General features: G+C 44.9%; 26 protein-coding genes. 17 read left to right on the top strand and 9 right to left on the bottom strand.

The features are described from left to right. Window positions 1-4: 4 nt before the first annotated feature. The 3 genes from A5882_RS16905 to A5882_RS16895 are packed head-to-tail and all read left to right on the top strand — an operon-like array spanning window position 5 to window position 2,769. Window positions 5-1,117 carry an SPASM domain-containing protein gene (locus A5882_RS16905; RefSeq protein ID WP_086373185.1) on the top strand — a complete coding sequence of 371 codons (1,113 nt, stop codon included), beginning with the start codon at window positions 5-7 and terminating at the stop codon, window positions 1,115-1,117. Continuing rightward, window positions 1,114-1,890, top strand: coding sequence for a sulfite exporter TauE/SafE family protein (locus A5882_RS16900; RefSeq protein WP_016621059.1), 777 nt, complete (start codon window positions 1,114-1,116; stop codon window positions 1,888-1,890). The genes A5882_RS16905 and A5882_RS16900 overlap by 4 nt, the downstream gene beginning before the upstream one ends. Before the next feature lie 15 nt (window positions 1,891-1,905). Further along, window positions 1,906-2,769: a formylglycine-generating enzyme family protein gene (locus A5882_RS16895; protein WP_016613608.1), complete on the top strand. Its 864-nt coding sequence runs from the start codon at window positions 1,906-1,908 to the stop codon at window positions 2,767-2,769. A 51-nt stretch (window positions 2,770-2,820) separates the two neighbouring features. On the opposite strand, the gene A5882_RS16890 is transcribed toward A5882_RS16895, so the two are convergent. The 4 genes from A5882_RS16890 to A5882_RS16875 all read right to left on the bottom strand — a co-directional run bounded on the left by A5882_RS16890 (window position 2,821) and on the right by A5882_RS16875 (window position 5,586). Beyond that, window positions 2,821-3,663, bottom strand: a complete 843-nt coding sequence (locus A5882_RS16890; RefSeq protein ID WP_086373184.1) for a hypothetical protein — start codon at window positions 3,661-3,663, stop codon at window positions 2,821-2,823. Between the two features lie 181 nt (window positions 3,664-3,844). After that, entirely contained in the window at window positions 3,845-4,060 is a 216-nt protein-coding gene (locus A5882_RS16885) for a DUF378 domain-containing protein (protein ID WP_008379021.1), read from the bottom strand. Window positions 4,061-4,088: 28 nt separating this feature from the next. Next, window positions 4,089-4,433: a YrhK family protein gene (locus A5882_RS16880; RefSeq protein WP_005234707.1), complete on the bottom strand. Its 345-nt coding sequence runs from the start codon at window positions 4,431-4,433 to the stop codon at window positions 4,089-4,091. A 19-nt stretch (window positions 4,434-4,452) separates the two neighbouring features. Further along, window positions 4,453-5,586 (bottom strand): alcohol dehydrogenase catalytic domain-containing protein, encoded by a 1,134-nt coding sequence (locus A5882_RS16875; protein ID WP_034872378.1) that lies wholly within the window; start codon window positions 5,584-5,586, stop codon window positions 4,453-4,455. A 288-nt stretch (window positions 5,587-5,874) separates the two neighbouring features. On the opposite strand from A5882_RS16875, the gene A5882_RS16870 reads away from it, so the two are divergent. Continuing rightward, window positions 5,875-6,159 (top strand): hypothetical protein, encoded by a 285-nt coding sequence (locus A5882_RS16870; RefSeq protein ID WP_005234711.1) that lies wholly within the window; start codon window positions 5,875-5,877, stop codon window positions 6,157-6,159. A 70-nt stretch (window positions 6,160-6,229) separates the two neighbouring features. Here A5882_RS16870 and A5882_RS16865 read toward each other — a convergent pair whose 3' ends face one another. Further along, window positions 6,230-6,733, bottom strand: coding sequence for an isochorismatase family cysteine hydrolase (locus A5882_RS16865; RefSeq protein ID WP_016613606.1), 504 nt, complete (start codon window positions 6,731-6,733; stop codon window positions 6,230-6,232). Window positions 6,734-6,975: 242 nt separating this feature from the next. Here A5882_RS16865 and A5882_RS16860 point away from each other — a divergent pair, with 242 nt between their 5' ends. The 9 genes from A5882_RS16860 to A5882_RS16820 all read left to right on the top strand — a co-directional run bounded on the left by A5882_RS16860 (window position 6,976) and on the right by A5882_RS16820 (window position 18,223). Continuing rightward, window positions 6,976-8,292: an ABC transporter substrate-binding protein gene (locus tag A5882_RS16860; protein WP_086373183.1), complete on the top strand. Its 1,317-nt coding sequence runs from the start codon at window positions 6,976-6,978 to the stop codon at window positions 8,290-8,292. 132 nt (window positions 8,293-8,424) lie between these two features. Then, complete coding sequence (locus A5882_RS16855; RefSeq protein ID WP_086373182.1) at window positions 8,425-9,336, top strand: carbohydrate ABC transporter permease; 912 nt, start codon at window positions 8,425-8,427, stop codon at window positions 9,334-9,336. Beyond that, a complete protein-coding gene (locus A5882_RS16850) occupies window positions 9,336-10,196 on the top strand; it encodes a carbohydrate ABC transporter permease (RefSeq protein WP_086373181.1) in 861 nt (286 codons plus the stop codon). Before A5882_RS16855 ends, A5882_RS16850 begins: the two co-directional genes overlap by 1 nt. Next, window positions 10,193-10,795, top strand: a complete 603-nt coding sequence (locus A5882_RS16845) for a hypothetical protein (RefSeq protein WP_016613603.1) — start codon at window positions 10,193-10,195, stop codon at window positions 10,793-10,795. Before A5882_RS16850 ends, A5882_RS16845 begins: the two co-directional genes overlap by 4 nt. 141 nt (window positions 10,796-10,936) lie before the next feature. Next, window positions 10,937-11,971 (top strand): LacI family DNA-binding transcriptional regulator, encoded by a 1,035-nt coding sequence (locus A5882_RS16840; RefSeq protein WP_016613602.1) that lies wholly within the window; start codon window positions 10,937-10,939, stop codon window positions 11,969-11,971. Window positions 11,972-12,070: 99 nt separating this feature from the next. Continuing rightward, a complete protein-coding gene (locus A5882_RS16835) occupies window positions 12,071-13,405 on the top strand; it encodes a PTS sugar transporter subunit IIC (protein ID WP_008379001.1) in 1,335 nt (444 codons plus the stop codon). Between the two features lie 53 nt (window positions 13,406-13,458). Next, on the top strand, window positions 13,459-13,926 hold the full coding sequence (locus A5882_RS16830) for a hypothetical protein (protein ID WP_086373180.1): 468 nt from the start codon (window positions 13,459-13,461) through the stop codon (window positions 13,924-13,926). Window positions 13,927-13,934: 8 nt separating this feature from the next. Then, a complete protein-coding gene (locus A5882_RS16825; RefSeq protein WP_086373179.1) occupies window positions 13,935-16,172 on the top strand; it encodes an alpha-galactosidase in 2,238 nt (745 codons plus the stop codon). Then, entirely contained in the window at window positions 16,169-18,223 is a 2,055-nt protein-coding gene (locus A5882_RS16820) for a beta-galactosidase (RefSeq protein ID WP_086373178.1), read from the top strand. The genes A5882_RS16825 and A5882_RS16820 overlap by 4 nt, the downstream gene beginning before the upstream one ends. 74 nt (window positions 18,224-18,297) lie before the next feature. Here A5882_RS16820 and A5882_RS16815 read toward each other — a convergent pair whose 3' ends face one another. Continuing rightward, on the bottom strand, window positions 18,298-19,134 hold the full coding sequence (locus A5882_RS16815; RefSeq protein ID WP_086292014.1) for an NAD(P)H-hydrate dehydratase: 837 nt from the start codon (window positions 19,132-19,134) through the stop codon (window positions 18,298-18,300). A 159-nt stretch (window positions 19,135-19,293) separates the two neighbouring features. On the opposite strand from A5882_RS16815, the gene pepV reads away from it, so the two are divergent. Both pepV and A5882_RS16805 read left to right on the top strand, forming a co-directional pair. Continuing rightward, on the top strand, window positions 19,294-20,718 hold the full coding sequence (gene pepV / locus A5882_RS16810) for a dipeptidase PepV (protein ID WP_005225493.1): 1,425 nt from the start codon (window positions 19,294-19,296) through the stop codon (window positions 20,716-20,718). A gap of 221 nt (window positions 20,719-20,939) precedes the next feature. Further along, a complete protein-coding gene (locus A5882_RS16805) occupies window positions 20,940-21,233 on the top strand; it encodes a hypothetical protein (protein WP_061054403.1) in 294 nt (97 codons plus the stop codon). Between the two features lie 143 nt (window positions 21,234-21,376). Here A5882_RS16805 and A5882_RS16800 read toward each other — a convergent pair whose 3' ends face one another. Both A5882_RS16800 and A5882_RS16795 read right to left on the bottom strand, forming a co-directional pair. Then, window positions 21,377-21,583: a glycine zipper family protein gene (locus A5882_RS16800; RefSeq protein ID WP_086373177.1), complete on the bottom strand. Its 207-nt coding sequence runs from the start codon at window positions 21,581-21,583 to the stop codon at window positions 21,377-21,379. Between the two features lie 131 nt (window positions 21,584-21,714). Continuing rightward, window positions 21,715-22,023 (bottom strand): DUF5960 family protein, encoded by a 309-nt coding sequence (locus A5882_RS16795; RefSeq protein WP_008378984.1) that lies wholly within the window; start codon window positions 22,021-22,023, stop codon window positions 21,715-21,717. A gap of 160 nt (window positions 22,024-22,183) precedes the next feature. Between A5882_RS16795 and A5882_RS16790 the strand changes: the two genes are divergently transcribed. Then, on the top strand, window positions 22,184-22,534 hold the full coding sequence (locus A5882_RS16790; protein WP_008378982.1) for a hypothetical protein: 351 nt from the start codon (window positions 22,184-22,186) through the stop codon (window positions 22,532-22,534). Between the two features lie 120 nt (window positions 22,535-22,654). Here A5882_RS16790 and A5882_RS16785 read toward each other — a convergent pair whose 3' ends face one another. Next, window positions 22,655-23,398 (bottom strand): NADPH-dependent oxidoreductase, encoded by a 744-nt coding sequence (locus A5882_RS16785; protein WP_008378980.1) that lies wholly within the window; start codon window positions 23,396-23,398, stop codon window positions 22,655-22,657. A gap of 349 nt (window positions 23,399-23,747) precedes the next feature. Between A5882_RS16785 and A5882_RS16780 the strand changes: the two genes are divergently transcribed. Further along, window positions 23,748-26,399, top strand: a complete 2,652-nt coding sequence (locus A5882_RS16780; protein ID WP_016613591.1) for a cation-translocating P-type ATPase — start codon at window positions 23,748-23,750, stop codon at window positions 26,397-26,399. The last annotated feature ends 48 nt before the right edge of the window (window positions 26,400-26,447 follow it).

Here is a 26,447-nt window from a genome sequence, read left to right as displayed (position 1 = left end):
ACAAATGAAACACATCTCCGTATTGATCAAGCCAGCATCCTCTCTTTGCAATCTGCGCTGCACCTATTGCTTTTATGCCAACGTCAGTTCCTTGCGCGAAGTGCGTTCCTTTGGCAAAATGAAAGAGGATGTAATGGAAAAGATGATTGCAAACATCTATGCAGACTTAGAAGCTGGCGATCATTTGACGTTGGCATTTCAAGGCGGAGAGCCGACGATGGCAGGGCTGAGTTATTTTAGAAAACTAACGGCTTATGTTGCGGCGCAAAAAAAGCGAGTGACAGTACACTATGCGATCCAGACCAACGGCATGGTGATCAATGATAAATGGTGTCGTTTTTTGAAAGAGTATCGCTTTTTAGTCGGGCTGTCGATCGATGGGCATCCGCTTGCGCACGATCGGCATCGATTAGACGCCAAAGGGCGGGGGACCTTTGCGCGGGTTTTGCAGACCAAGCGATTATTGGACGCCTATCAGATTGAGTACAATGTCTTGTGCGTGTTGACTAATCCCTTAGCAAAGGAAGCCCAGCGTGTGTTTGATTTTCTCAAGGAAGAGCAGATTGCCTTTGTGCAGTTCATTCCTTGTTTGGCTGATTTGGATGCCACATCAACCAACAACTATGCCTTGACACCAAGAAGCTTTGCGCACTTTTATCAGCAGCTATTGGCTTTTTGGCTGCAGGAATTGACACAAGGGCGCTACTTAAGTATTAAGCTGTTCGATGATTTACTAAATCTATTGGTGCGGCAGCAAGTTACTGCCTGCGGGATTCTAGGCAACTGCCAAGTGCAGTATGTGATCGAAGCCGACGGCAGTGTCTATCCTTGTGACTTCTATGTATTAGATGAGTTTCGCATGGGCTATATCCAAGAGCAAACGTTACGGGAATTGTTTTCTCAAGACTGTTCGCAGCAGTTTTTGTGCCAGAAAAAAGACATGCCTTCGAAGTGTACGCAATGTCCTTTCCAAAAAATGTGCCGAGGAGGCTGTAAACGAATGAAAGATGCAATGTACGTGGATAGTGAGGGGTTTTGCGGTTATCAGGAGCTGTTAAAAGACTTCACACCTAGAATCAATGAGATACTGGAGCTTTTGCAAGGGGTGAGACAATGATCGGACTGATTTATTTTCTCGTGATCGTCTTAGCAAATACCGTAGGGGCAGTTTCGGGCATGGGGGGCGGCGTGCTGATCAAACCGATTTTCGATTTTATCGGCGCCCATTCTGTTGCTGCAATCTCTTTTTACTCGGCGACAGCTGTCTTCACGATGTCTATCGTTTCGACAGCTAGACAATTAGCCAGTGGACGGAAAATCAATTGGTCGATTGCCTTGTGGGTTTCTGGTGGTGCTGTGTTAGGCGGTGTTTTAGGCAATGTTGCCTTTGAACAGCTATTGCTGGTTTTTCGAGACGACAAGATGGTTCAGCTGATCCAAATCCTTGTGACCGTGCTGACACTATTGTTTGCTTTTTTGTATACAAAATATAACTGGCGCGGGTTTGCGTTGGAAAAAGTCGGCTGGTATGCAGCTTGCGGTTTGATTCTCGGTTTTCTAGCCAGTTTGCTGGGGATCGGCGGCGGACCCATCAATGTTTCTTTATTGATGCTACTGTTTGCCATGCGGATCAAAGAGGCGACGATTTATTCCATTTGTACGATTTTTTTCTCGCAGCTGGCAAAAATTTTGACGATCGCTTTTTCGACAGGTTTTGGTGCGTATGATCTGCAAATTTTGTGGTTTGTTATTCCAGCCGCGATCGTGGGGGGACTATTAGGCGCCAAGGCTAGCAACGTCCTGTCACCGCAGCGGGTGACACTGGTATTTCAAAGTGTGATCGTGCTGGTGTTACTGATCAATCTGTACAATGGCTATCAATTATTGTAAAAAGGAGGCAAGCAGATGCCCACGATTCCAGCAGGAACTTACCGAATTGGCACGAATACGATGGACGGCTTTGCCGGGGATCTTGAGGGACCGCAAATCAGCCTCGACAGCCCAGCATTTGCCATTGATGCCACGACAGTAACGAACCAAGCTTTCCAAGTTTTTGAGGAAGCAACAGGATATGTCACAGAAGCCGAGCGTTTTGGCTGGTCGTTCGTTTTTCACTATTTTTTAAGTGAGCAAACGAAACACCGCAGTCAAAAGGTACCGAATATGGCTTGGTGGTACGCGGTTAGCGGCGCAGATTGGCGTCATCCTGAAGGACCTGATTCAACGATTGCCCAGCGGATGGATCACCCAGTGGTTCAAGTGTCTCGCAACGATGCGATCGCCTATTGCCAATGGGCAAAAAAACGCCTCCCGACAGAAGCAGAGTGGGAGATCGCTGCAAAAGGCGGGACAAGTTTTGAAAAATATCCTTGGGGAAGGGAATTTTTGACAGAAAATACCTATCATTGCAATATTTGGCAAGGCGAGTTTCCAAAAAGCAACACGCGAGCAGACGGCTTTGCCAATACAGCGCCCGCGAAATGGTATGAGCCCAATGGCTTTGGTCTTTATCAAGTGATCGGCAACGTCTGGGAATGGTGCGTCAATCCTGCCCGCATCCCGTTGACGCAGTTTCAACAACAGACGGGACAAACCTTTTGGATAAGGAATCAAACACAAGATGATCAACTGTATGCGACTCGCGGCGGTTCATTTTTGTGCCATGAATCCTATTGCAAACGATACCGAATTGCCGCTAGAAATGGTAATTCTGGGATGTCGGCAGCCAATAATTTAGGGTTTCGGTGTGTCAAAGACTTGGATCAGTAAACCGATAAAAGCAAAAGTGGCACCTATTCACAGGGATAGGTGCCGCTTGTTTTATTGCCATTCGGATTGATAATTTCCTTTGAGATCATAGACATAATTGATCTCGGTTCGATTACGAATCCCATTTAAACCAACGGTCCAAGTCCATTCACCTTGGAAGCCGTTTAAAATGACGATGCTGACGCCAGGAACATAGTGATCTAGCTGAGCTGCTCGCACCTCAGAATCCTTGATGATCTTGGGAATGACGCCCCAGTCGATGGCATCAAAGGCAATGGTATCTTCCATCGAAAGCTCGATCGTATCGTCGTCTTTTTTCCATTTGGTCAACAGATTTTCTGGGTAATACCAATACTCGTCTTGTAGGCCTGTGTTTGGATTGATCACTCGCGCAACTGCATAAATGCCGCTTTTTAGCGGGACATTGCGGATGTGAAAACTATAGCTGACCAGTTGCAGCTCTTTGTCCTTGAATGAAGATTGATTTGGCAGCGCCGCCATAATTTCTTTGGCACTGGTTTCTTCTCGAAAGAGTTGGCGGTCTACAGGTAAAAAGGTGGAAACTACGCCAATACAAAAGAGAATCGCTGGTAGCAAGAGCAATGAGAATAACCAGTAAAATGGCGATTTTTTGTGTTTTTTGAGGCCGATGATCAGACCGATCAAAAAGACCAGCAGGATCCCTGCTACCCAAAAGTAGGGGAACAAACGAATGATCTGATGCCTGGTTTCAACGACTTGGTATTCATTCAGACCAAACCAGTTTTCCGCGATGGTGAGGTTATTTAAAACAATAATTCCGCCAATAATACCTAGAATAAATAAGAAAATCAATAGCAAAAGCATCCGACCGAGTATCCGACGTATCAGCGAGGGTCTAGTAGGTGGGGTCATGAGTCACGTCCTTTTTATATTTTCGAAAATAGTAGGTTAAATACAAGAGTAGTACAACTGGTGTTTTTTTTCAATGATTGTAGACAAAAAAACTACATCCACAGATGCGACCTCAAAAAGTTAGACCAAAAATCTAACTTTTTTGGGGTCAGGACACCGCAGATGCAGGTTTTATTTTCAATTAGTCGAGGGTTTGTTGGCGGGCGATAGCTGGAAAGAATTTCAGGCTATACAATGCACTGATCCCAACTAGAATATAAATGACGCGGGCAATGATTGACGTGCTGCCGCCGGTGATCGCTGCGACAAGGTCAAACTCGAAGGCGCCGACCAGCAGCCAATTGATCCCACCGATGATCAATAGTGTCAGTGCGATCCCATCAAATGTTTTTAACATAGGAAACTCCTCTCTAGTTGTCGCCCCATCAACGTTCATCGTCGGTGATGGTGACATCTTTTTCTTTCTCACCTTCTTGATTGCGATCATTATAGATATAGACATGGCGAACGATTTTAATCAGCGGACGAATGGTCAAAAAGACACCGCCGATCAAATAGGCGATCGTTCCGTAAATCGCAGGCAAGCTAGTTAATGAAACGATACTCCCGAAAATATAAAACAAGCCCGTCAAAATATCATTCGTAAGTGAGATCAACATGTAGCGATTTTGAAAGTAGATGCGAAAGCGACTTGCCTTGATGATCACATCTTCTTCTTTTCCCGGATCGAATTGATGTTCACTCCGTTTGATTTTTGGCATAGGTGCCATCACTGCTCCTTTGTTTGTGCTAAGGTTTCAAGACAACTTTGATGTTCTTGTCTTCTTTTTTGTCAAAAATCTCATACGCTTTGGCAGCATCTGCTAAAGGCATCGTGTGGGTGATGATCTGTGACGGGTCAAACAAACCGTCCGCGATCATATCATAAATTTTTGGCATCAAATGGATCACAGGTGCTTGCCCGTGTTTGACATCAATGTTGCGCATAAAGAATTCTTGCAATGGATAAGAAGAAGCAGGTGTCATGTAAACGCCAGTGATTTGGACGGTACCAAATTTTTTGACTGCCTTGGCGGCCATCTGGATCGGTGAGATTGTTCCACTTTGCAAGCTGACTAGATTTTTGGCTTTTTCTTTTACGGGTTCTAAACCATCCATCCCAACACAGTCGATGATCACATCAGCGCCACCTTTGGTCAGTTCATACAATTCATCGGCACTAGTAGCCAGATCATCCAATTGGAATGTTTCGACTTGATTGTAGCTGCTGGCTTTTTCTAAGCGATGAGCAACAGGGTCCACGGCAATCACCCGCTTAGCGCCTGCCATCACAGCAAATTTTTGCGCAAACAAGCCAACTGGTCCTGAGCCTAAGACGATCACGGTATCATCTTTTTTGACGCCGGCATTTTGGACGCTCCAAAATGCTGTAGGTAAGATGTCAGATAAAAACAATACTTTTTCATCAGGGATCGTTGATTCAGGTACGATAAACGAGGTGAAATCTGCGAACGGTACGCGCAAGAATTCGGCTTGACCGCCCCAGTGGTTGCCGTTCATTTTTCCAAAACCGAATAAGCCGCCATACAATGTATCTTCTGAAGAATTGTCGCATTGACTTTCCATCTCATTTTGACAAAAGTGGCAATGGCCGCAACCGATATTGAAAGGGATGACGACGCGGTCGCCTTTTTTTAGTTTCTGTACTTGACTGCCGACTTCTTCGACAATACCCATTGGTTCGTGACCAACGACATAGCCTTCTTCCAAAACCGAGCCGCCATGGTGGTAAAGGTGGAGATCAGAGCCGCAGATTGCAGTTGCGGTGATTCGGATGATCGCATCCGTCGGTTCTAAAATCGTTGGATCTTCTACACGGCGAACGTCCATTTTTTGATTTCCTTGCCAGGTTACTGCTTGCATCATTTTTCCTCCTTGTTTGTTCAGATAAGTTCGGACAATCACTAATTTTTCCAACAACATGTTTTTACTTTTCAGTAACAGATAAGTTAATTCTGCAAGGATTTTAACGATTTGACAACGAAAACGCTCAAAACGGTTGATTAGGATTTTTCTTCATCAATGGTTTAAAAAAAGAAAAACAGATGATTTGCTAAAAAAGTGAAAGCGTGACACTATTAAAGTGAAGCATGCATGTGTTACGAGTATCTATTGGAACCTGCATCAACCAGTGACAAGAAATGAGGAGGGATGATCATGGATCTAACGATTCGAGGAAAAGCTTCTTGCACCAATTGCAATGAAAACTTTGATGGGAAGCTGGTCGTTCATTTACAAGAAGACAGCGAGGGGCAATTAACCATGGTACCACCGTTGGAAACGAATGAATTGGCAGAAGATGAAATCGCTATTCATTATACTTACGGGGAAGTGAAGGAAGCCATTGAAGGAACCTTCGTATGTCCAAACTGTCAGACTGAAAATGAGGTTCGGATTGAAATTCCGACCGAGCTATTAGATGGCTCAATGAATTGAATGAATAATTAAATTGAAAAAGCTCCCTGTTCCTTGAACAGGGAGCTTTCGTTATTTATTGGTCATTGGTTTATTTTGTCCCATCAATGATTTGGACATTGAAGTCTCGTAAGATGTCGAGTCCTTGCGACTCGTGATTTTTACCGGCGACTAATGTTTTATTGATGGTGAAATCAGCGTCAGGAAAGGCGCTTTGGATCTCGATCGTATTGGAAAGGACACAGATGTTGGTTTCAACACCGGTGATTTCGATTTTCTTTTTTTCCTCGGGTTCAAATAGATTTTTCTTGATGTCGATCAAGACTTCAGGTGGAATACTGTAATAGTATTTCTTGACGACTTTTTCATTTTCGAGAGGCTTAAGTTCTGGGATAAGCTGCAGGGCAGCGGCTTCTTCATCAGGCGTTCCTTTGACTTCGATTGGGATGTCGCGGGTGTGTAAGATGTACTCCCCATTCGCCCGCGCTTGTTCTAGGCGCTTGGCGATTCGTTTGACGAGAGCGGCGCTATCTGGCACATACGCTTCGTTCTCTTCATCGAGAATTTGGTTTTGCATATCGACAATGACTAGCATGTGGTTACTCCCTTTCTATAAACATCGTTTTTCAAATGATCTAACGAGAGGTTGAAAAATAGGTGCTATTTCTATGATGCCCCACTTTTTTTAAATTTTCAAAGAAAACGCTCTTCTTATCGTGAAACGGTAAAAATGTTATTTTTTTATTCGAATAACGATGCCTTTTGTTTGCTGAAAAGAAGAAGTAGTGATAGCTTTTAAATAGTACATTAAAAATAAATGAAAGTAGGTTAGGTTAAATGAGAAAGTTATTTTATATGGGGACTTTGCTTTTTTCAGTTGGTGTACTGGCGGCAGGATGTGGCAATAGCGAAACCGCTGATTCCTCGGGGAATGAGTCAGCAGATGGCAAAACGACGTTGGATTTTTGGTCCTTCTGGGGGTCTGGTGCAAGACAAGAAGTAATTGAAGAAATTATTGATGATTTTAATGCGTCACAAGATAAAATCGAGGTCAAATACAGCTACCAGCCTTGGGGCGATATTTGGACAAAATCACTGTCGTCGATCACTGCTGGTAATCCGCCTGATGTTATTGTACAAGATATTAATTCTGTTGCTCAGCGGGCAGAAGCGCAGCAAGCAACAAATTTAAGCGAGTATATCGAAGAAGGCTTTTCTGATGAATTTTATCCGCAATTATGGGATACGGTGGAGTATGAAGGGGATGCGTATGCTGTTCCTTTCAATACAGATACGCAAGTGATTTTCTACAACAAGACACTCTTTAAAGAGGCAGGTATCAGTGAAGAGCAACTGCCCCAAACGTGGGAGGAGTTAGAAACAGTTGCTCGTAAATTAGATGTCAAAAACGGTGATGACTTTGAGCGGATCGGTTTTTACCCATTGTGGAATTTAGGCGCCGATGTGTGGGCCTTGAATGCCGACGATGGCGTCAGCTGGTTTGACAAGGATGAGAACGTCAAAATCGATACAGACAACAAAGTGGAAGCGTTGGAATGGATCTTAGACTGGCAAGAGTATTATGGTCAAGATACCATCAATCGGTTAGAAGCTGAATTTGGTTCAGGTGTTGCCGATCCATTCATTTCTGGATTAGTGGCGATGCGTGCGCAAAACATCAACTACTACTCAAGTTTAGCGGAAAATGCACCGGATGACTTTGAATTTGGGGTCATTCAAATTCCTGAAAAAGAAAGTGGTTCTGGTCACTGGTCATGGGGTGGCGGGTTCGTCTTAGAAGTGCCATACGGAGCCAAAGATCCTGAAGCGTCCTATGAGTTTATCAAATACTTGTCGACACCAGAAGTTCAAGAGAAATTTGGTGAGAAAAGCTTTGATATCATGGCGAATCGAACAGCCAACGAAAACTTGGTCAACAACGACAATCTAGATGAAAACGGCCAAATGATCTACCAAATGGCAGATGAAAACTTTGTCAATACGGTGATCACACCTGTACCATTGACAGCGCCTGATTTCAGCAGTCTTGTCAATGAACAGATCGACCAAATCATGCTGGGCAGCAAAACACCGGCTGAAGGGTTGGCAGATGCGCAAAAAGCGGTGGAAGATCTTGTTGAGCAAAACAAATAAACCTCAAAACGAGCGTTTTTAAAAAAGAAGGAAAGTCCAGTCGGTTAGCGGACTGGGCTTTGCTTTCTGCTTTGCGAAGCGGACATGTTTTCTTGAACAAACAATGAGTAAAAATAGAATGGAGTGGAAGGAATGCCAAAGAAGCGTTCAAAAAGTAAACGGCAAGAAGCTCTTTGGGGCTACTTCTTCGTAGCACCATTTTTGCTTGGGTTCGTGGTGTTTATGTTAGGGCCCATGCTGTTTTCCTTCGTAGGAAGCTTTACCGATTACAATCTGACTTCAAAAATGAATTTTATCGGCTTTAAGAACTTTACCCGCATGTTCACGCAAGATACCCTGTTTTGGAAATCTCTTTATAACACGGCGTATTTTGTACTCTTCAATGTTCCCTTAACAACGTTATTCAGTGTTTTTCTAGCCACTTTACTGAATCAAAAAATCCGCGGAATCAGTTTTTTCCGAACGACCTTTTACTTACCAGCGATCCTTTCAGGGGTTGCCGTCTACGTCTTATGGATGCAATTATTATCTCCTTCCGCAGGATTGATCAATACCTTCTTGAGCTGGTTCAATATCAAAGGTCCGGCATGGCTGTTTGATCCAGAATGGACGAAACCAGCGTTGATTTTGATGAAGATTTGGAGTTCAGGGGGCGCGATGCTCTTGTATCTAGCTACCTTGCAAAATATTTCGCCGACGCTGTACGAATCGGCTGAGATCGATGGAGCGGGGGTTTGGGCGAAATTCAAAAATATTACGATTCCTTTGATCACGCCGATCATCTTCTATGATGTGATTACTTCAACGATCGGTTCTTTTCAAATTTTCCAAGAAGCATACGTGATGACCAAAAATGGTACCGGCGGTCCGGCGAATTCGTTGCTATTCTATAATTTGCATATGTGGAACAAAGCATTTGTTGCCTTTGATATGGGTTATGCGATGGCAATGTCGATGATCTTGTTCATGATCGTCTTAGTCTTGACCTTTATCAATCTCAAGCTGGCACCACGCTGGGTTCACTATACCGGAGGTGGCAGCTAATGGAAATGACGACAAAAACGCGAAGCAAATCAAGCCAACAGCGAGTCAAGAAAATCATCAGCTATGTGGTGATGTCGATCATCGGGATCGTGCTGCTGATTCCGTTGCTGTGGATGGTCTTTACGTCATTGAAACCGATGGAGGAGATCGTGCGTTACCCGCCGACCTTTTTCCCAGAAGAAATCAATCTTGGCAATTATTTGGAGACCATCAACGCCTTTCCTTTTTGGCAGTATGCAAAAAATACGTTATTCATTACTGTCTTAGTGGTCTTCGGGAATATCTTATCAAATTCCTTCATTGCTTATGGTTTTGCAAAATTAGCCTTTCCAGGAAAAAATCTGATCTTTGCCCTCGTCTTGTCTACCATGATGATTCCTGGCTTTGTGACGATGATCCCGCAGTATGTTTTGTTTTCCAAAATCGGCTGGGTCGGCACCTATCTGCCGCTGATCGTTCCAGCGTTTTTCGGCAACGCCTTTAACATTTTCTTGATGCGGCAGTTTTACTTGTCCGTCAACAATGAATTGATCGAAGCCGCTAAGATCGATGGCGCCAATCATCTTTATATTTGGAGCCATCTAATGATCCCATTGACGAAACCCGCACTGATCACCATCGCCATCAACTCCTTCAATGGGGCGTGGAATGATTTCTTAGGGCCGTTACTGTATATTCAAAACCAAGAAAAGTACACGCTGCAGATTGGCTTGCAAGTCTTCCAAAACCAATCAACGACCCAGTGGAACTACTTGATGGCAGGAGCAACGCTTGTGTTATTGCCGACGATCTTGCTGTTCTTCCTCGCACAACGCTACTTTATTGAAGGAATGGATCTGACGGGAGGTTCCAAAGGATGAGAACAAAAGTTACCCCGCAACGCTTGAACCAAGCGCTGTTGACTGGCATCAACTGGCTTCCGCATTTACTGGTTTTACAAGGCATGTGGCTGTTGTTTTCCTTGCCTTTGATCACCAGTACCACCGCTAGTCGAGCATTGATCGAGACGTTGACGGAACTGCGGAACGATGGCTTGGAGGCAAGCAGCAAAGCTCGTTTTCAGCAGGCATTTCATCAACAGTGGACAACAAGAAAAGGGCAAGACCGTTTGCTCAGTCTATTCTTCCTGCTGCTTTTGGCGGACAGCTTTATCTTTAGCCGTTTGCAGCACCCGCTGTTTCAGATCGCTAGTTACGCGTTAGCGTTCACCTTTGGCTTGTTTTGCTTGGTCTTACTTTATCAAACGAGGCTGCTTCACACCTATCCGCAGCAGCCCAGCTCATTGTTTTATAGTTTTTATCAGTTTGCTCGTTCACCCAAACGAGTACTGGCGCATCTTTTAGCAACAGTGACGCTTGTCTTGACCTTTTTGCTGTTTGGTCCAGTCTACTTATTGGTCTTAGGAATCAGCACCTTGTATTTAGTCAATGTCGTGCTCTGTGACCAAGCGCTCAAATAGAAAACAAATGGGTATCCCGAAACTTCCTTAGTGAAAAGCTAAGGAGTTTCGGTTTTTTTGTGAAAAGAAGGTTGACAGGGCCAAAAATTATGCCTATGCTGAATGTAAATTTAGTAAACAGTAAACAGATGAGGTGCAGCTATGGCAAGTATGAGAGATATCGCGAAATTAGCCGGGGTGTCGGTAGCAAGTGTTTCTAGAATCCTTAACAATGATGAAACCTTCAGTATCAATGAACACACGCGTCAACGAGTCATTGAGATCGCCAACCAAATGAATTATTCAAAAGAAAAAAATCAACCCCATTCCCGTGAAGTCGGCGACCAAAACACGATTGCCATTATTACCCGCCACGATCGAGAGTCGGAAAGAAACGATCCGTATTTTATGATGATCCGCAATGGGATCGAAAAGGAAGCGGCGAAGTGGCGCTTAAAAACGATTCGGGCCTTTTCCATGCGGGAGCCTCAAAAAGATTTGGCACAATTGGCGAAGTATGGCGCAGTCATTATTATTGGAGAGATGACCAGCGATGCTTTGGCAGAGATCAGTCAGCAAAATGCCAATATTATCCTGGTGGATAATTATAGTGAAGCACCCAGCTACGATTGCATCCAAACCGATTTTGCCCAAAAGACCCACCAGATCCTCACGATGTTAAAAGAGAAGGGTCATGAGCATATCGCCTTTGTGGGTGGTGTTGCCAGCCGAGTCACGATTTCTGGCGAAGTCGTTTACGATGAACAAGAGATTCGAGCAGAAAACTACCGCCAATGGATGCTGCTCAACAAATTGGAAAAGTTCACAACCGTGCTTCAGGGGAAGTGGTCACCGGAGACCGGTTTGCATTTTGGTCAGCAGATTGCGCAAATGAATCCTCGCCCCACAGCGATCGTCGTTGCCAGCGATCCTATGGCAGTCGGGGTTTACAAGGCACTCGCTGAAGCGGGGCTATCGATTCCTAAAGATGTGTCAGTCGTTAGTTTTGATGATATCGAAATGGCGCAATTTATGACGCCCGCACTGTCCTCCGTCAAGATGAAAGCCGAAGAGATGGGGCAGATGAGTGTCGAATTAGCGAAAAATAAAATCCTAGGGGTGCGGACGATGCCGGTTCGCGTCGTTTGTGGCAGTGAATTGATCATTAGAGAATCGATTGCCGAAAAAGATCAGTGACGTCTGATCTTTTTTATTTTAGGGGTTGTGTAAACATTAACTAAACAACTATACTGATTGTAGTAAACGTTTACAGTTAAAAATAAAGGAGAAAACGAAATGAAGTTTATTGATAAATTAGCCGAAAAGATGGTGCCTTTTGCTCAGATCATTGCCAACAACAAATACTTGTTAAGTCTGCGTGATGGGTTTATGGTCGCTTTTCCTGCGACAATGTTTGCGTCAATTATGATTATTATTCAAAATCTGCCTGCTACTTTCGGACTCTCGGAAAAACTTCCAGAGGGATTCATCACGTTTCTAAACGACTTTTTTGGTCCTATCGGAAATGCGACCATGAGTATCACCGCTATTTTCGTTGTTTTTGGGATCGGCTATCAGTTGGCTGGCAAATATGGACAAGCCAAATTATTTGCGGGTGCCATCTCACTGTCTTCGTTTTTGATGCTGCTGCCTTTTGGCTCATCCGAAGAGTTAGGTACAGTGATCCCCTTGTCGAAATTAGGGGCTGAGGGAATGTTTGTCGGAATCATCACGGCCATTATCGCTACGCAGATCTATTGCAAAATCAGTGCGGCTGGGCTGACGATCAAAATGCCAGATTCGGTTCCGCCAATGATCGCAGAATCATTTGTCGCCATCATTCCTGGGGCGGCACCGTTGTTCCTTTTCAATTTGATCCGCTACTTGTTCACCTTTACTTCATGGGGCAATGCCGTTGATTTCGTTTATGAAATTCTGCAAAAACCATTGATGGGCTTGGGCGGTACGTTGCCAGCAGTACTGATCGCCGTCTTGTTCACCCAATTCTTCTGGTGGTTTGGGATTCACGGTACCTTGGTGGTCAATGCGGTGATCGATCCAATCATGAATGCGTTAGCGATCGAAAACTATGAAGCCTACAAAGCAGGGGCTGAACAACTGCCTCATATCATTAACACTACGTTTATGGGCGTGTTCGTCAATCAAGGAATGCAGTTGGGGATCTCGATTACAATGGCCTTCTTTATCGCTCGTTCGATTCGGATGAAAAAATTAATGAAGACAGTGATCGCTCCATCTGTTTTCAACGTATCTGAACCGATGACCTTTGGTTTGCCGATCGTCTTGAACCCAATCGCTTTTGTCCCATGGATCTTAGCGCCATTAGCCAGTACGACGATCTCTTACTTTGCGATTGCCGCAGGTTTGGTTCCGCGGCCAATCGGAGCAACGGTTGTTTGGACGACCCCGGTCTTCTTATCTGGTTGGTTAGGCACGGGTTCTGTTGCCGGCGCAATCTTACAGTTAGTGACGGTTGCCGTAATGACCTTGATCTGGGTGCCATTCTTGATCGTAATGGATCGTGGGTACTTGAAAGAAGAAAAAGCGGAAGCGGCATTAAATGAACAAGCGGCATCTGAGACGATCAATCAAAGGGTAGAAGAAAGATAAGCCCAGAAACGTAAAGGAATGCAATAAGCGCATCCTTTAGAAAGGAATTTGTGATGAGAACCGATACATTGTCTTGTAGTTATCAAATGAATACCACATCTACGGATTTTTCCAGTGTGTTATTGGCGGAACAAGAGAAATTCTTTCGAGCCAAACAAGCCCAAGAACCGTTCGGGGAAGGTTGCCGTATTGAAACGATGATTCAAACCAAAACCGCTCCGCGGATGGTACCAGCCGTTATGACGGTCAAAAAAATTGCCGCGGATGCGCTGTGGCTTTGTACGACCCATGAAGAAGGAGTGATCGATCAACGGTATAGTTTTGCTCCAGGACGAAAAGGGAAGCTGCAAGTCACGTATTCGGAACAAAGCCGTTTTGAGCAGCAGAAAACAACCTACAGCTTTATGTTGGCGGCGCTGTTTTACAAATTCTTTTTCAATCGTGGTGTCAAAAAACGCTTGCGTTATCTTGAAGCAGCTTGTCAACGAGCAGGGACAAATGAAAAAAATGGGGAAAATTGAGGATAGCAATGATAGAAATAAAGAACGAACAACTCTTTCACTTATACAATGAAAAAATCAGTTATATCATAAATGTGTTACCAAATCAGCAACTGGGTCATGTCTATTTTGGGCCATCTCTAGGCACACTGGCGCCGTTTGATCAAGCGTACCTTGAGAAAAAAGAGAATAAATCGGCAGGAACCGTCAAATTTTTTGAAGCAGACAATCTTTTTACCTTGGCAGACCGTTTTCAAGAATTGCCAACGTATGGGACTTCTGATTTTCGAGAAGGGGTAGTGTCGGTTTTTGAGGAAGAAACCCCACTTTATGTTGATTTTAAACTTGTGGCTTTTCACTGTTTTGAGGGCAAAGAACGAAAGCTGGCGCAACCAGCCAGCTTCGCGGCTGCCGATGAAAGCCAAAGCATCGTCTTTGAATTAGTAGATCAAGAGCGACAGCTGGAAATGGCGATCACCTATACGATCTTCAAAGGATCAGGAACCATCACGAGGCAGCAGACACTGACCAATACGGGGAGCAAGCCTAGAACCATCCAGCGCTTTTTGAGTGGTGTCTTGGAGCTGAAAAATCGCGATTTTGAACTGCTGCATCTTTCAGGCGCCTGGCTGAAAGAACGACATATCAAGACGGTTCCTTTGACCCAAGGGACGATCAGTGTCGGCTCGTTAAAAGGAGCGTCTGGTCATCAGCACAATCCTTTTGTTGCCTTAAAAGAACAGCAAGCCACCAATGACACTGGTCACGTCTACGGTGCCAACCTGATTTATTCTGGTAACTTTTTGGCGCAAGCAGAAATGGATGAATGGGACAACGTTCGATTGATGTTGGGGATACATCCTGAACGTTTCAGCTGGCAGCTTTCACAAGGAGAAACCTTTGAAGCGCCGGAATGTCTCTTCACCTTCACCGCTGCTGGCCTGAATGGTTTGAGTCAAGAATCCGCCCAATTTATCGAAAAGCATGTGATTGCCCCTTATTGGCAAAAGCGGCAGCGGCCGATCGTCTTTAATAACTGGGAAGCGACTTATTTTGATTTTAATGAAGAGAAGCTGTTGACCTTAGCCCAAGAAAGCAAGGCGTTAGGGATGGAGTGCTTTGTGCTGGATGATGGTTGGTTTGGAAAACGTAACAACGACCGCAGTTCATTAGGCGATTGGGTGGCGGACCCTGCCAAATTTCCAAAAGGAATCGGTTCTTTTGCTGAGAAAATTCATGCCATGCAGCTGCAGCTGGGGATTTGGTTTGAACCGGAAATGGTTTCGCCAGATAGTCAGTTGTACCAAGAGCATCCTGAGTGGGTAGTCAAGCATCCTTATGAGCGGATCTCTGTGGGGCGCGGGCAATACGTGTTGGATTTTGCCAATCCAGCAGTGGTCGAGGCAATTTTCGAAGCGATGCAAAAAGTGATCCTTGAAACCAAGCTGGATTACATCAAATGGGATATGAACCGCAATATCACGGAAGCTTACTCTCCTTACTTAGCGGAACAGGGAATTTCTCAGACGGAGTTTTATCATCGTTATATTTTAGGCCTTTATCGCTTATATGAAAAAATCTTAGCGGCGTTTCCGACCCTTTTGATCGAAGGCTGTGCTGGCGGCGGGGGCAGATACGATTTGGGGATCTTGTTTTACAGTCCGCAGATTTGGCCTAGTGATGATAGTGATGCAGTGGAACGTTTAGCCATCCAAAGCGGAACGTTGTTAGGGTATCCGTTGTCCTCCTTCAGCAATCACGTGTCGGCGGCACCAAACCACCAAGTCGGCAGGACAACTTCTTTAGCCTTTCGGCAAACCGTCGCAATGTTTGGGCCATTGGGGTATGAACTCGATCTCTTTCACTTGTCTGACGCTGAAAAGCAGGCAATCAAATCCCAAATCGTTTTTTATAAAAAGCAGCGGCAATTGCTGACCTTTGGTACTTTTTATCAGCTGCAGCAGTTGGAACATGCCAATGAAAAAACTTGGGCGGTGTATGATCCGCAAAACGAAGAAGCATTGGTTGCTTTCTTTCGCGTGTTGGCACAAGCCAATCCGACGGCGGAAGACTTTTTGCCCGCAGCCTTTCTCGATGGCCAACAGGTGTATCAGGTCAATGGCGAACCCGTTTCTGGTCAGCTGTTAAGGCAATTAGGGTTGCGTAAACCCTATCAGTTTAATGCCGTCAACCATGGAACGGCGCAAGTCACTGGCGATTTTCAATCATTTGTCTACCATTTACAAGCCAAAAAAGGAGCAGAATGATGAGCAATCAATTTTTTGATCAGCAGTTTATGCATGGCGGGGATTACAACCCCGATCAATGGCTGGCTTATCCAGAAATCTTGCAAAAGGATCTTGCTTATATGCAGCAAGCCCATGTCAACACCGTCACATTAGGGGTGTTTGCTTGGAGTGCCTTAGAGCCGCAAGAAGGCGTTTATCAGTTTGACTGGTTGGATCGTGTGTTTGATCAGATCCATGGCATCGGCGGCAAAGTCATTTTGGCCACTCCTAGCGGTGGACGTCCGCAATGGTTGAGCCAAAAGTATCCCGAAGTCAATCGGACCAACGCCCAAGGGCAAAAACATACCCATGGGTTTCGCCACAATCACTGTTACTCTTCACCGATCTATCGGGAAAAGGTAACGCAAATCAATCAGCAGTTGGCAAAACGTTACGGCAATCATCCGGCATTAGCCATGTGGCATATCTCCAATGAGTACTCTGGGGAATGCTTTTGCTCCTATTGTCAAGAAAACTGGCGCAGTTGGCTGCAAAAGAAATATGGTGATTTAGCCACGTTGAATCATGCCTGGTGGACTTCTTTTTGGAGTGGTACGTACTCCGATTGGTCGCAGGTTTTACCGCCTTCGCCTCTAGGAGAACACAAAGTGCATGGCATGGATCTTGATTGGAAACGATTTGTTACAGATAGGACGATCGATTTTTATTTGCATGAATATACGCCGATTCGCCAACTGACACCGGACATTCCTGTGACGACGAATTTTATGGCGGAAGGACATGCTACCCAAGACTTTATTCCTTTGGAAGGCATTGACTACAGCAAGTTTGCTCGTCATGTGGACATCGTTAGCTGGGATAGTTACCCTGATTGGAACAACAACTTTGAATCCTTGGCAGCGACAGCGATGAAATCCGCCTATGTACATGATCAATACTGGTCATTGAAGAAACAGCCCTTTTTAGTGATGGAATGCACGCCGAGTTTTGTTAACTGGCATTCCTTTAATAAAGCGAAAAAGCCTGGTGTCCATCAGTTGAGTGCTATGCAGCAGATCGCTCACGGCTCAGATAGTACCTTGTATTTTCAATGGCGCCAATCCCGCGGCAATTCAGAAAAATTCCATGGAGCAGTCGTGGGACATGATGATTCCACGGAGAATCGGGTCTTCAAAGAAGTTGCGGCTTACGGCAAGCGCTTGGAAAAAATCAAAGAGATTCAAGGAACCACAAGAAAAAAAGCAGTGGCGATCCTATTTGACTGGGAAAGCAACTGGGCATTGAAGCGAGGCGGCGGGTTTGGTCGACCAACCAGACGGTATCCGCAAACGTTGCAGGAGCATTATCGTTATTTCTGGGAACAAGACATCGCTGTCGATATTTTGACGCCAGAGCAAGATTTTTCTGACTATCAGTTGGTGATCGCTCCAATGCTTTACTTGATGACATCAGAGACGATGGCAAAACTTTGCCAGTATACACAAACCGGTGGTACCTTGATTTCCAGTTACTTTAGCGGCATGGTCAATGAAACCGACCTGTTGTATCTGGGGGGCTTGCCACAGCCGTTGCGAGGGTTATTAGGCATCAACGTGCTGGAGCTAGAAACTCTTTTTGACACTGAACACAATCAGTTGGTTTTTCAAGGACAGCCCTTTGAAACACGGGACTATTCTGCAATCATTGAAGCCGAAACAGCGGAGGTACTAGGGGAGTATCAAGCGGATTTTTACCAAGGAACACCTGCGATCACCAAAAATGCCTTTGGTGCAGGCACTGCCTACTATCTGGCGGCTCGCACCAACTATGACTTTTTCGAACAGTTTTATGCCTCTTTGGTCCGTGAGCTGTCCTTGGCAGAGGAAAGGATCGCGCATGCCAATCCTGCAGTCTCGATCCAAGGCAGGATCAGTCCAGAACGAACGTACTTTTTCATCATGAATTTTTCTGAGAAAGAGCAGACATTGGACTTGATCAAAGAAGTCGTTGATTTAGAGACCAATCAAGCAGTCCCTCAAACAGCAACCTTGGCGCCGTATGAAGTGCGAGTGGTTTATTTTAACAATTAGCTGACCATTGGAAAAAACGTCCCTTTCGATAAATGCAGAAAGGGACGTTTTTTTGATGAATGGTTTATCAGAAATCATTCTGGATCGGATGCTTGGTGCTTTTTCATCCATTGAGGCAATGCGGCACTGATTTGTGTCGGCAAAACGACATAGTGCTCTTTTGCCAATGCTTCGCCAATCAGGCTATGGAGATAGACAGCCGCGTGGATCGTTTCCTCTGTTTTTTCAAACTGTGCCAAAAAGCTGGTGATCATGCCTGCCAGCGTATCACCCATGCCGCCAGTCGCCATTGCGGGTGTTCCGAGGGGATTTTGGGCGATGCTGCTGCCGTAAATTTGTGTGCGATGGCTTTTTAAGACTACCAGACTTCCGAGTTTTTGTTGGGCTTGCTGGTTGTTTTCCTCTGTCTGGTCGGCAATTGCCAGTCCGCTGAGCCGTTGCCATTCCATCTGATGCGGCGTGAAGACGACTTGTTCAGGAAAGGGGATGATCAGCGGATATTTGGCAGCCAAATTGATCGCCGAACCATCGATCACCAACCATTGGTGTTCTTTTTGGGCAGAAACGATCCGCTGCAGCAGATCAAAATTGCTTTTTCCTTCGCCTAATCCAGGACCAATCAGTAGGACGTCTGCCGATTCGGTGACCGTATCGATCAGTTCTGTTTGCTGCCAATCGACAAACATCGCTTCAGGCAAGCGGGCGTGCAGGGCGGTTCGGTTGACGCCATCGGAGATCACGGTGGTCAAACCAGTTCCCCCATACACACAGGCTTGTGCAGCCATTAAGATCGCCCCACCGAATTGGCGGTTGCCCCCTACTAAAACGGCTCGGCCAAAAGTGCCTTTGTGGCTTTTTGTCGGGCGCTGTTGGATCACTTTGGATAAAATTGCAGAATCAAGTTGCTCCATGCAATGACTCCTTTCGTTAATCAAAATCGAGTTATATTTATTATACCTGTTTCCTAGAAATTTCATAGAAAAGACCCATGGAAAAAGGCGCAATTTTTTTTCCTTTTTTGGTTTAAGAGTGTTATCATAAATAGCGAGAACAGAAATGGAGGGAACACTATGACAATCGATTGGAAAAAAGAGGTCGAAGCCCGCAAAGACGATTTGCTGAACGACTTGATTGATCTATTGAAAGTAAAAAGTGAAAGAGAAGATGATAAAGCGACTGCGGATGCGCCATTTGGTCCTGGACCTCGTGATGCGTTGCTACACATGCTAGCTTATGGCGAACGTGATGGCTTCACAGTCAAAAACGTCGATAACTACGCTGGTCACATCGAATTTGGTGAAGGAGACGAAACATTAGGGATCTTCGGCCACATGGATGTTGTTCCTGCAGGTGACGGCTGGTCAACCGATCCTTATGATCCAGTCATCAATGACAACAAAATCTATGCTCGTGGTTCTTCTGATGATAAAGGTCCTTCAATGGCTGCCTATTATGGGATGAAGATCATCAAAGAATTAGGCTTGCCATTATCGAAAAAAATCCGTTTTGTCGTTGGTTCTGATGAAGAAAGCGGCTGGGCAGATATGGATTACTACTTTGAGCATGAAGAAAAGCCTGATTTTGGCTTCTCACCAGATGCCAATTTCCCAATCATCAATGGAGAAAAAGGAAATGTGACATTAGGGATCCATTTCCAAGGCAACAATGAAGGAGACTTCACGCTGCAAAGCTTTACTGCTGGCTTGCGAGAAAATATGGTACCAGGAACGGCAACAGCAAGCTTCATTGCTCCATCAACAGAAGAAGCATTAGCGATCGAAAAAGCCTTTTTCGATTACGTTGAAGCCAATCCAGTGACGGGCACAATTGAAACAGAAAATGAACAAGTGACGATCGAATTAGTCGGTAAAGGTGCCCATGGTGCCAGCCCACAATCAGGAATCAATGCGGGAACCTTCTTAGCTGTCTTCTTAGATAACTATGCCTTTGGCGGCGGCGCAAAACAATTCATCCATGCAGCAGCAGCCTATGTCCATGAAGATTTCTACGGTGAAAAATTAGGTGTGGCGTACGAAGACGAAAAAATGGGTAAATTAACTATGAATGCTGGCTTGTTTGCTTTTAAAGCGAACCAAGCAGGAACGCAAGCAGACAACTTTATCGCATTGAACTTCCGTTATCCTAAAGGGGTAACTGCGGAAGGACTTGAAATCGGTGTGGAACGCACCGTCGGTATGGAAGGGGCCACCGTTACTCGCAATGACCGTAACATGGAACCTCACTACGTGCCAGCAGATGATCCATTGGTAGAAACTTTATTGGCGGTTTATGAAGAACATACCGGCGAAAAAGGCTTCGAACAAATCATCGGCGGCGGCACATACGGTCGTCTATTGAAACGCGGCGTTGCCTATGGCGCAATGTTCCCAGGCTATGTTGACACCATGCACCAAGCCAATGAATTCATGAGCTTGGATGACCTATTCAACGCAGCGGTGATCTATGCAGATGCTATCTACCGTTTGGCGAAATAAAGAGACATTGATACCGTCTATTCTTTTTTTAGCTGAGTCGATTTATTAATACTTAGATGAATAGAGGCAATAAAGGAATAGCAGTACGACTGATTGTTTCAATCATTGTCATACTGCTATTTTATTACTTTGGGAAATAAATATTTTATTTTCGTTGGGTTATTTTATTATTGACATCAAATCATCCGAATGATTTACTTTTTGTAAGGAGTTGAAAAGTGATGCCTGATTTGGTGAAATTTATTTTGGTTATTCTGGCGATTTGGGTGGTTTATCAAGTATTTACGACGATTTTATTTACCCTTTCCCAAAAAGCAGTTACCAAACGAATCAAAAGCGGGAAGATGTCTGATCAGCAGTTGGCGAATTTGTACCACGCTGTAGCACGAGCAAATCAAGGAAGCAATTTCCAAGCGATTTTCTCTTATGGGCTCTTTTACCGCAGTCATGCAAAGCAAAGTGATGCGGTTTATGAACTGTATCGCGCGGAAATGGCGAAAAGAAATCTGCTGTAACCAACTGTGAAGCAACTGTTTTCGAGAAAATTGCTCGAAGTAGCAAAAAAGCCCAGGTCCTGTACAACAAGTGCAGAACCTAGGCTTTTTTTGTATTTACTGGGCAGCAAGCTGTGACAGATAAACACAGCTCTTTGCTTCAGCTATTTCTTGTCTTTGTTGCTTTTTTGATCCATACCGGCACCGATCGCTACACCTAGTGCGATGCCTAAACCCATGCCTAATGCCAGGTTGTCAAAAAACAGCATCCCAAATGCAGCACCTAAGGCCATTCCGACACCGATCCCCAATCCCATATTGTTAGAAGTGGCTTCTTTTTCTTCAGACGTTTGCGGCGGTTTTTTCGTCATTGTGAAAAACCCCTTTCTTTTTAGTATAGAGGGGTTTTGTTTTGATGACAAACATTCGAACTGCTGCTCAGTGATTTTCATGAGGAGAGAGCAGCCGCTTGGTACAGTAAACGGGGGTGGGGACCATTGGTCTATCTTCCGCCGGGCAAATAGTTACGCTCGGGGTTGTAGCGGCGAATGATCTTATTTTCAGCAAGTACGTGCTCATAATAATAAACAGGCGCATCCTTAGTCTCTAGTCGAAAAACAAAGACTAGCGGAACCTTTAAGACGGAATAGCGCGCGGGGATCGCAATATATGATTTTTGATTGCGCTCCATCGTCAATGCGAATTCATCAAACAAAAGCGCCACTGGTGTGGGAAAGTTTACCAATTCATAATAGTGTTTTTCAAATGCATAGGTTTCTTGTTTTGCATAAGCGATTTTTGCAGCTGGCATACGCATTCACCTCACTTGAATTATACGAACGTTTGTTCTATTTGTAAAGTGGAAAATCACCAAACGAGGAAACAGGGGGAGTTCTCTATGAAAAAGATGTTTTGCTAACAAGAAATTTGCTACACTAGAGAAAAGAAGGAATCAAAAAGGAGCAGATACCATGGATTATGAACGCTTTGCACGATTACAGGCACGCTTTACCGATGAAAAACTGCTGACCAATGAAGGGTTCTATCGGTTGCGCTTGTCAGGGAAGGCGCAGTTCGAACTAGCCTTTATCAAAACTGGACCTTGTGGCGAGTCTGTCTACCAGCCGCTGATCAAGGGCACTTTTTCTGAAAAAGAAGCAATCCCTACCTATTTGCTGGATCTTGCGGCGCAACCTATGACGCAAATCAGTCAGCGAACCTCCGAAAATGCAGCCGTGTTAGATAAAGCATTCGTAGAATTAATGGAAAAATGTGAGCAGGCAGTTGCCGTCAACGAAACCGCACAAGAAGCCGCACGTTAATTAGCGCGACAAAGATACAAGAGCCGCCTGAACCTGATTTTTTACATCAAGCAAAAAAACGATCCTGACAAGATTCCTTGCCAAAGATCGTTTTTTATTTTCCCGTGGTGATTAGTGTCCTCATTCGCCGAAGTGGTCTGAGAAGCCTTGTTGCTTCATAAAGGCAGCGACATCTGGACGTCGCGGTTCACGGAAAAATTCCGTCATTTTCGTTTGCCAATTGGTTTGCTGTTGATTGCTGCTGCGCTGTGCATAATAGGCTTCCGTCGTTTGGTTGTACTGGGCTGTTTGCTCCTGCGTCAGCGGTTGATACTGATCGACACTTACGATCGCTTCTTGAGGCAAGCGGACTTTCGGCTCATTTCTATGTTGCGGATAACCGATCGTCAAGCCGAATAACGGAAACGTCAATTTTGGTAAGCCGACAAGTTCTGCGATACGAGGCAAATCATTGCGGATGCCGCCGATGTAGCAAATTCCTAAGTCTTGTGCTTCAGCATATGCTACCATATTTTGGGCAGCGATCGTCGTATCAACGACAGACACAATAAACGGTTCCATCGTGGTTAAGTGGGTATCCGGCAACCCTGCTTGGGTCAGCAGCTGCTGATGCTTATGTAAGTCGGCGACAAAAAGATAGAAGACGCCCGTTCGAGTAATGTAATTTGGGGCACCGGCAATTTTTTCGATGGCAGCCAGTTTTTCAGGATCACTGACCTCAATGATCGAATAGGCTTGAACAAAGTTCGAACTGGAACCGCTCTGGGCAACCGTTACTAATTTTTGCTTGAGTTCCTTTGATAGTGGGCGTGGTTGAAAATCTCTGACAGAGCTGTGGCGGGTAAAAGTATCAAAAAGATCCATCGTTTTTCCTCCTGTAACGTACAAATTTCTTTCTTCTTTAGTGTAACAGAAAAAAAGGAATGGGAACAAAAAGAATGTTTTCAAAAAATTTTCAAATTGATGTTTTATAGTTGCCAAGAACAACAGTTTCCGTTATGATAATGATACATTCTTATTATTATTCCTTAGGGGAGTAACCGGTGGCGCAAGCTGCGATAATATCAACAGTAAGTAAGCTGGCGACAGCTTTCTGGTATTATTTGAAATGGTGAGACCTAAGACAAGCGTATACTTGTCTTAGGTCTCTTTTTTTCTAGCAGAGTGCCTAAGGAAAATAAAATTAAAAGGGGCAAAAAAATTGGCGAAAGAAATGTATCAAAAAGAAATCTCGGAAATTATGGCAGAGGTCCAGAGCAGTCCAGAGGGGTTGACGCAGCAAGAGGCAGCCAAGCGGTTAGAAAATGGCCTGAACCAGCTGAAGGAAGCACCTAAGAAATCAAGCTTTGCCTTATTCTTAGATACCTTCAAAGATGCGATGGTGATCGTCTTGTTGATTGTGGCAATCATCCAAATGGTTATGGGTGCACACGTTGAGTCCATCGTTATCTTCGCAGTACTCTTGTTGAATTCCGTCGTCAGTGTGATACAAACGAAAAAAGCCGAAGGATCGTTAGACGCTTTGAAAAGCTTGTCAGCACCAGATGCTAACGTCATTCGGGATGGCAAAGAACAAAGTGTGCTGGCGAAAGAATTGGTTGTCGGCGATATCGTTATTTTAGAAGCTGGGGACTATGTACCAGCAGATGGTCGATTGATCGAAGAGGGTTCTTTGAAGGTCGATGAAGGAATGCTGACTGGGGAATCAACGCCAGCGGAAAAAGAATTAGGTGTGATCGATCGTACCGCACCGATCGGCGACCGTGACAACATGGTCTTCAGTGGAACGATCGTCACTTATGGACGTGGTCGGTTTATCGTAACCGCGACTGGTAATGTGACGGAAATCGGTCAAGTGGCTGGCTTATTGGAAAGTACAGTTGAACACAAAACACCATTGCAACGAGGACTGGACAGCTTCAGTAAAAAACTGAGCTTGGCGATCTTGGTCCTTTCATTGATTATTTTAGGGGTTCAAGTAGCACGGTTGTTCTTAGGTGACGGAACAGGTGATATGACGGAAGACTTAGTCAACGCCTTTATGTTTGCGGTAGCCGTAGCCGTTGCAGCGATTCCAGAAGCATTGCAATCGATCGTGACGATCGTCCTTTCGATCGGAACAAAACAAATGGCGAAGCGTCATGCCATCATTCGAAAACTACCAGCGGTTGAAACATTGGGTTCAACGAGTATCGTTTGTACAGATAAGACAGGGACCTTGACCCAAAACAAAATGACCGTTGTTGACTACTATTTACCAAATGGGCAAACGGGCACGTTCCCCGATGAGCCAACTACCTGGACATTGCCTGAAAAACGCTTAGTAGAGATCAGTGTCTTGGCAAATGATGCTGCCATCAGTGAAGATGGGGCGAAGCTAGGAGACCCTACTGAAATTGCTTTTCTGGATTACAGTGAGAAACTAAATCAGCCATATCGGGCGATTCGTCAACAGTTTCCTCGTTTGCAAGAATTGCCTTTCGATTCTGATCGTAAATTGATGTCCACCTTACATGAGATCGATGGCGAACATTTGTTGTTGACCAAAGGTGGTCCAGACATCGTCTTTGGCCGCAGTACCAAAGTCTTGATCGATGATCAAGTCGTGCCTTTAACAGATGAAATTAGAAATAAATTGCAGCATCAAAACGAAGAATTCTCAAAACGGGCATTACGGGTCTTGGCGTTTGCTTACCGTCCATTGACTGATGCCCAATCACGAGAATTGACACTTGAGGATGAAAACGAGTTGATTTTGGTTGGTTTGATGGCGATGATCGATCCTCCTCGTAAAGAAGTCAAACAAGCCGTAGCGGATGCTAAATCTGCTGGTATCAAAACAGTGATGATCACAGGGGACCACAAAACGACAGCCGTGGCGATCGCACAAGAGATCGGTATTTCAGCCGAGGGCGACTTAGCTTTGACTGGTACGGAATTGGATGCTCTTTCTGAAACCGAACTAGCGGATCAATTAGACAAAATCACGGTTTATGCTCGTGTTTCGCCGGAAAACAAAATCCGTATCGTGCGGGCTTGGCAAGACAAAGGCAAGATCTCTGCCATGACCGGAGATGGAGTCAATGATGCACCCGCCTTGAAACAAGCGGATATCGGGATCGCAATGGGAACCGGAACGGACGTTGCCAAAGATGCAGCGGCGATGGTCTTGACGGATGATAACTTTGCCTCGATCATTCGTGCCGTAGAAGTTGGCCGAAACGTCTTTGACAACATCAAAAAAGCCATTTCGTATTTGTTTGCTGGAAACTTAGGTGCGATCATTGCGATCGTCTTTGCCTTAGTGATGGGTTGGGACAATCCATTTACTGCCTTGCAGCTACTCTTTATCAACTTAGTCAACGACTCATTACCAGCAATTGCTCTGGGAATGGAAAAAGCCGAACCAACCATCATGCAACGTCAGCCTAGAGATCCAAATGCAGGTATCTTCACTGGAAAAACTTTGATCTCAGTAACGTATCGCGGTATTTTGATTGCCGCTGTCGTGATTTTGGCACAATGGTTAGGGATGAGCCAATCACCTGAGTTAGGTGTAGCGATGGCCTTCTCAACACTTATCTGGAGCCGGACATTGCAAACATTGCCAGCACGCTCAAATACCGAGACTGCTTGGCAAGCTGGCCTTTTTGCCAATAAAATGGTGTGGTTGGCGATCGTCGTTTGTGGTGGACTATACAGCATTACCTTGATTCCTGGCATCCGTGAAGTCTTTGCGATTCCAGCAACCTTCACTTTAGGACATGTCGGTCTATGTATCGCAATGGCTGCTGTGGCAGTTGTTTTGATGGAAATCACAAAGCTGATTATTATTGCCGTTCAAAAACGTCAAGGAAACGCCTAGAGCAAAAAACGTATCGATCCTTTGATCGATACGTTTTTTTGTCGTTTC

It is taken from the genome of Enterococcus sp. 4E1_DIV0656, from assembly GCF_002140695.1.
Lineage (GTDB): Bacteria > Bacillota > Bacilli > Lactobacillales > Enterococcaceae > Enterococcus_D > Enterococcus_D entomosocium.
This window is presented reverse-complemented; position numbering and strand designations above follow the sequence as displayed.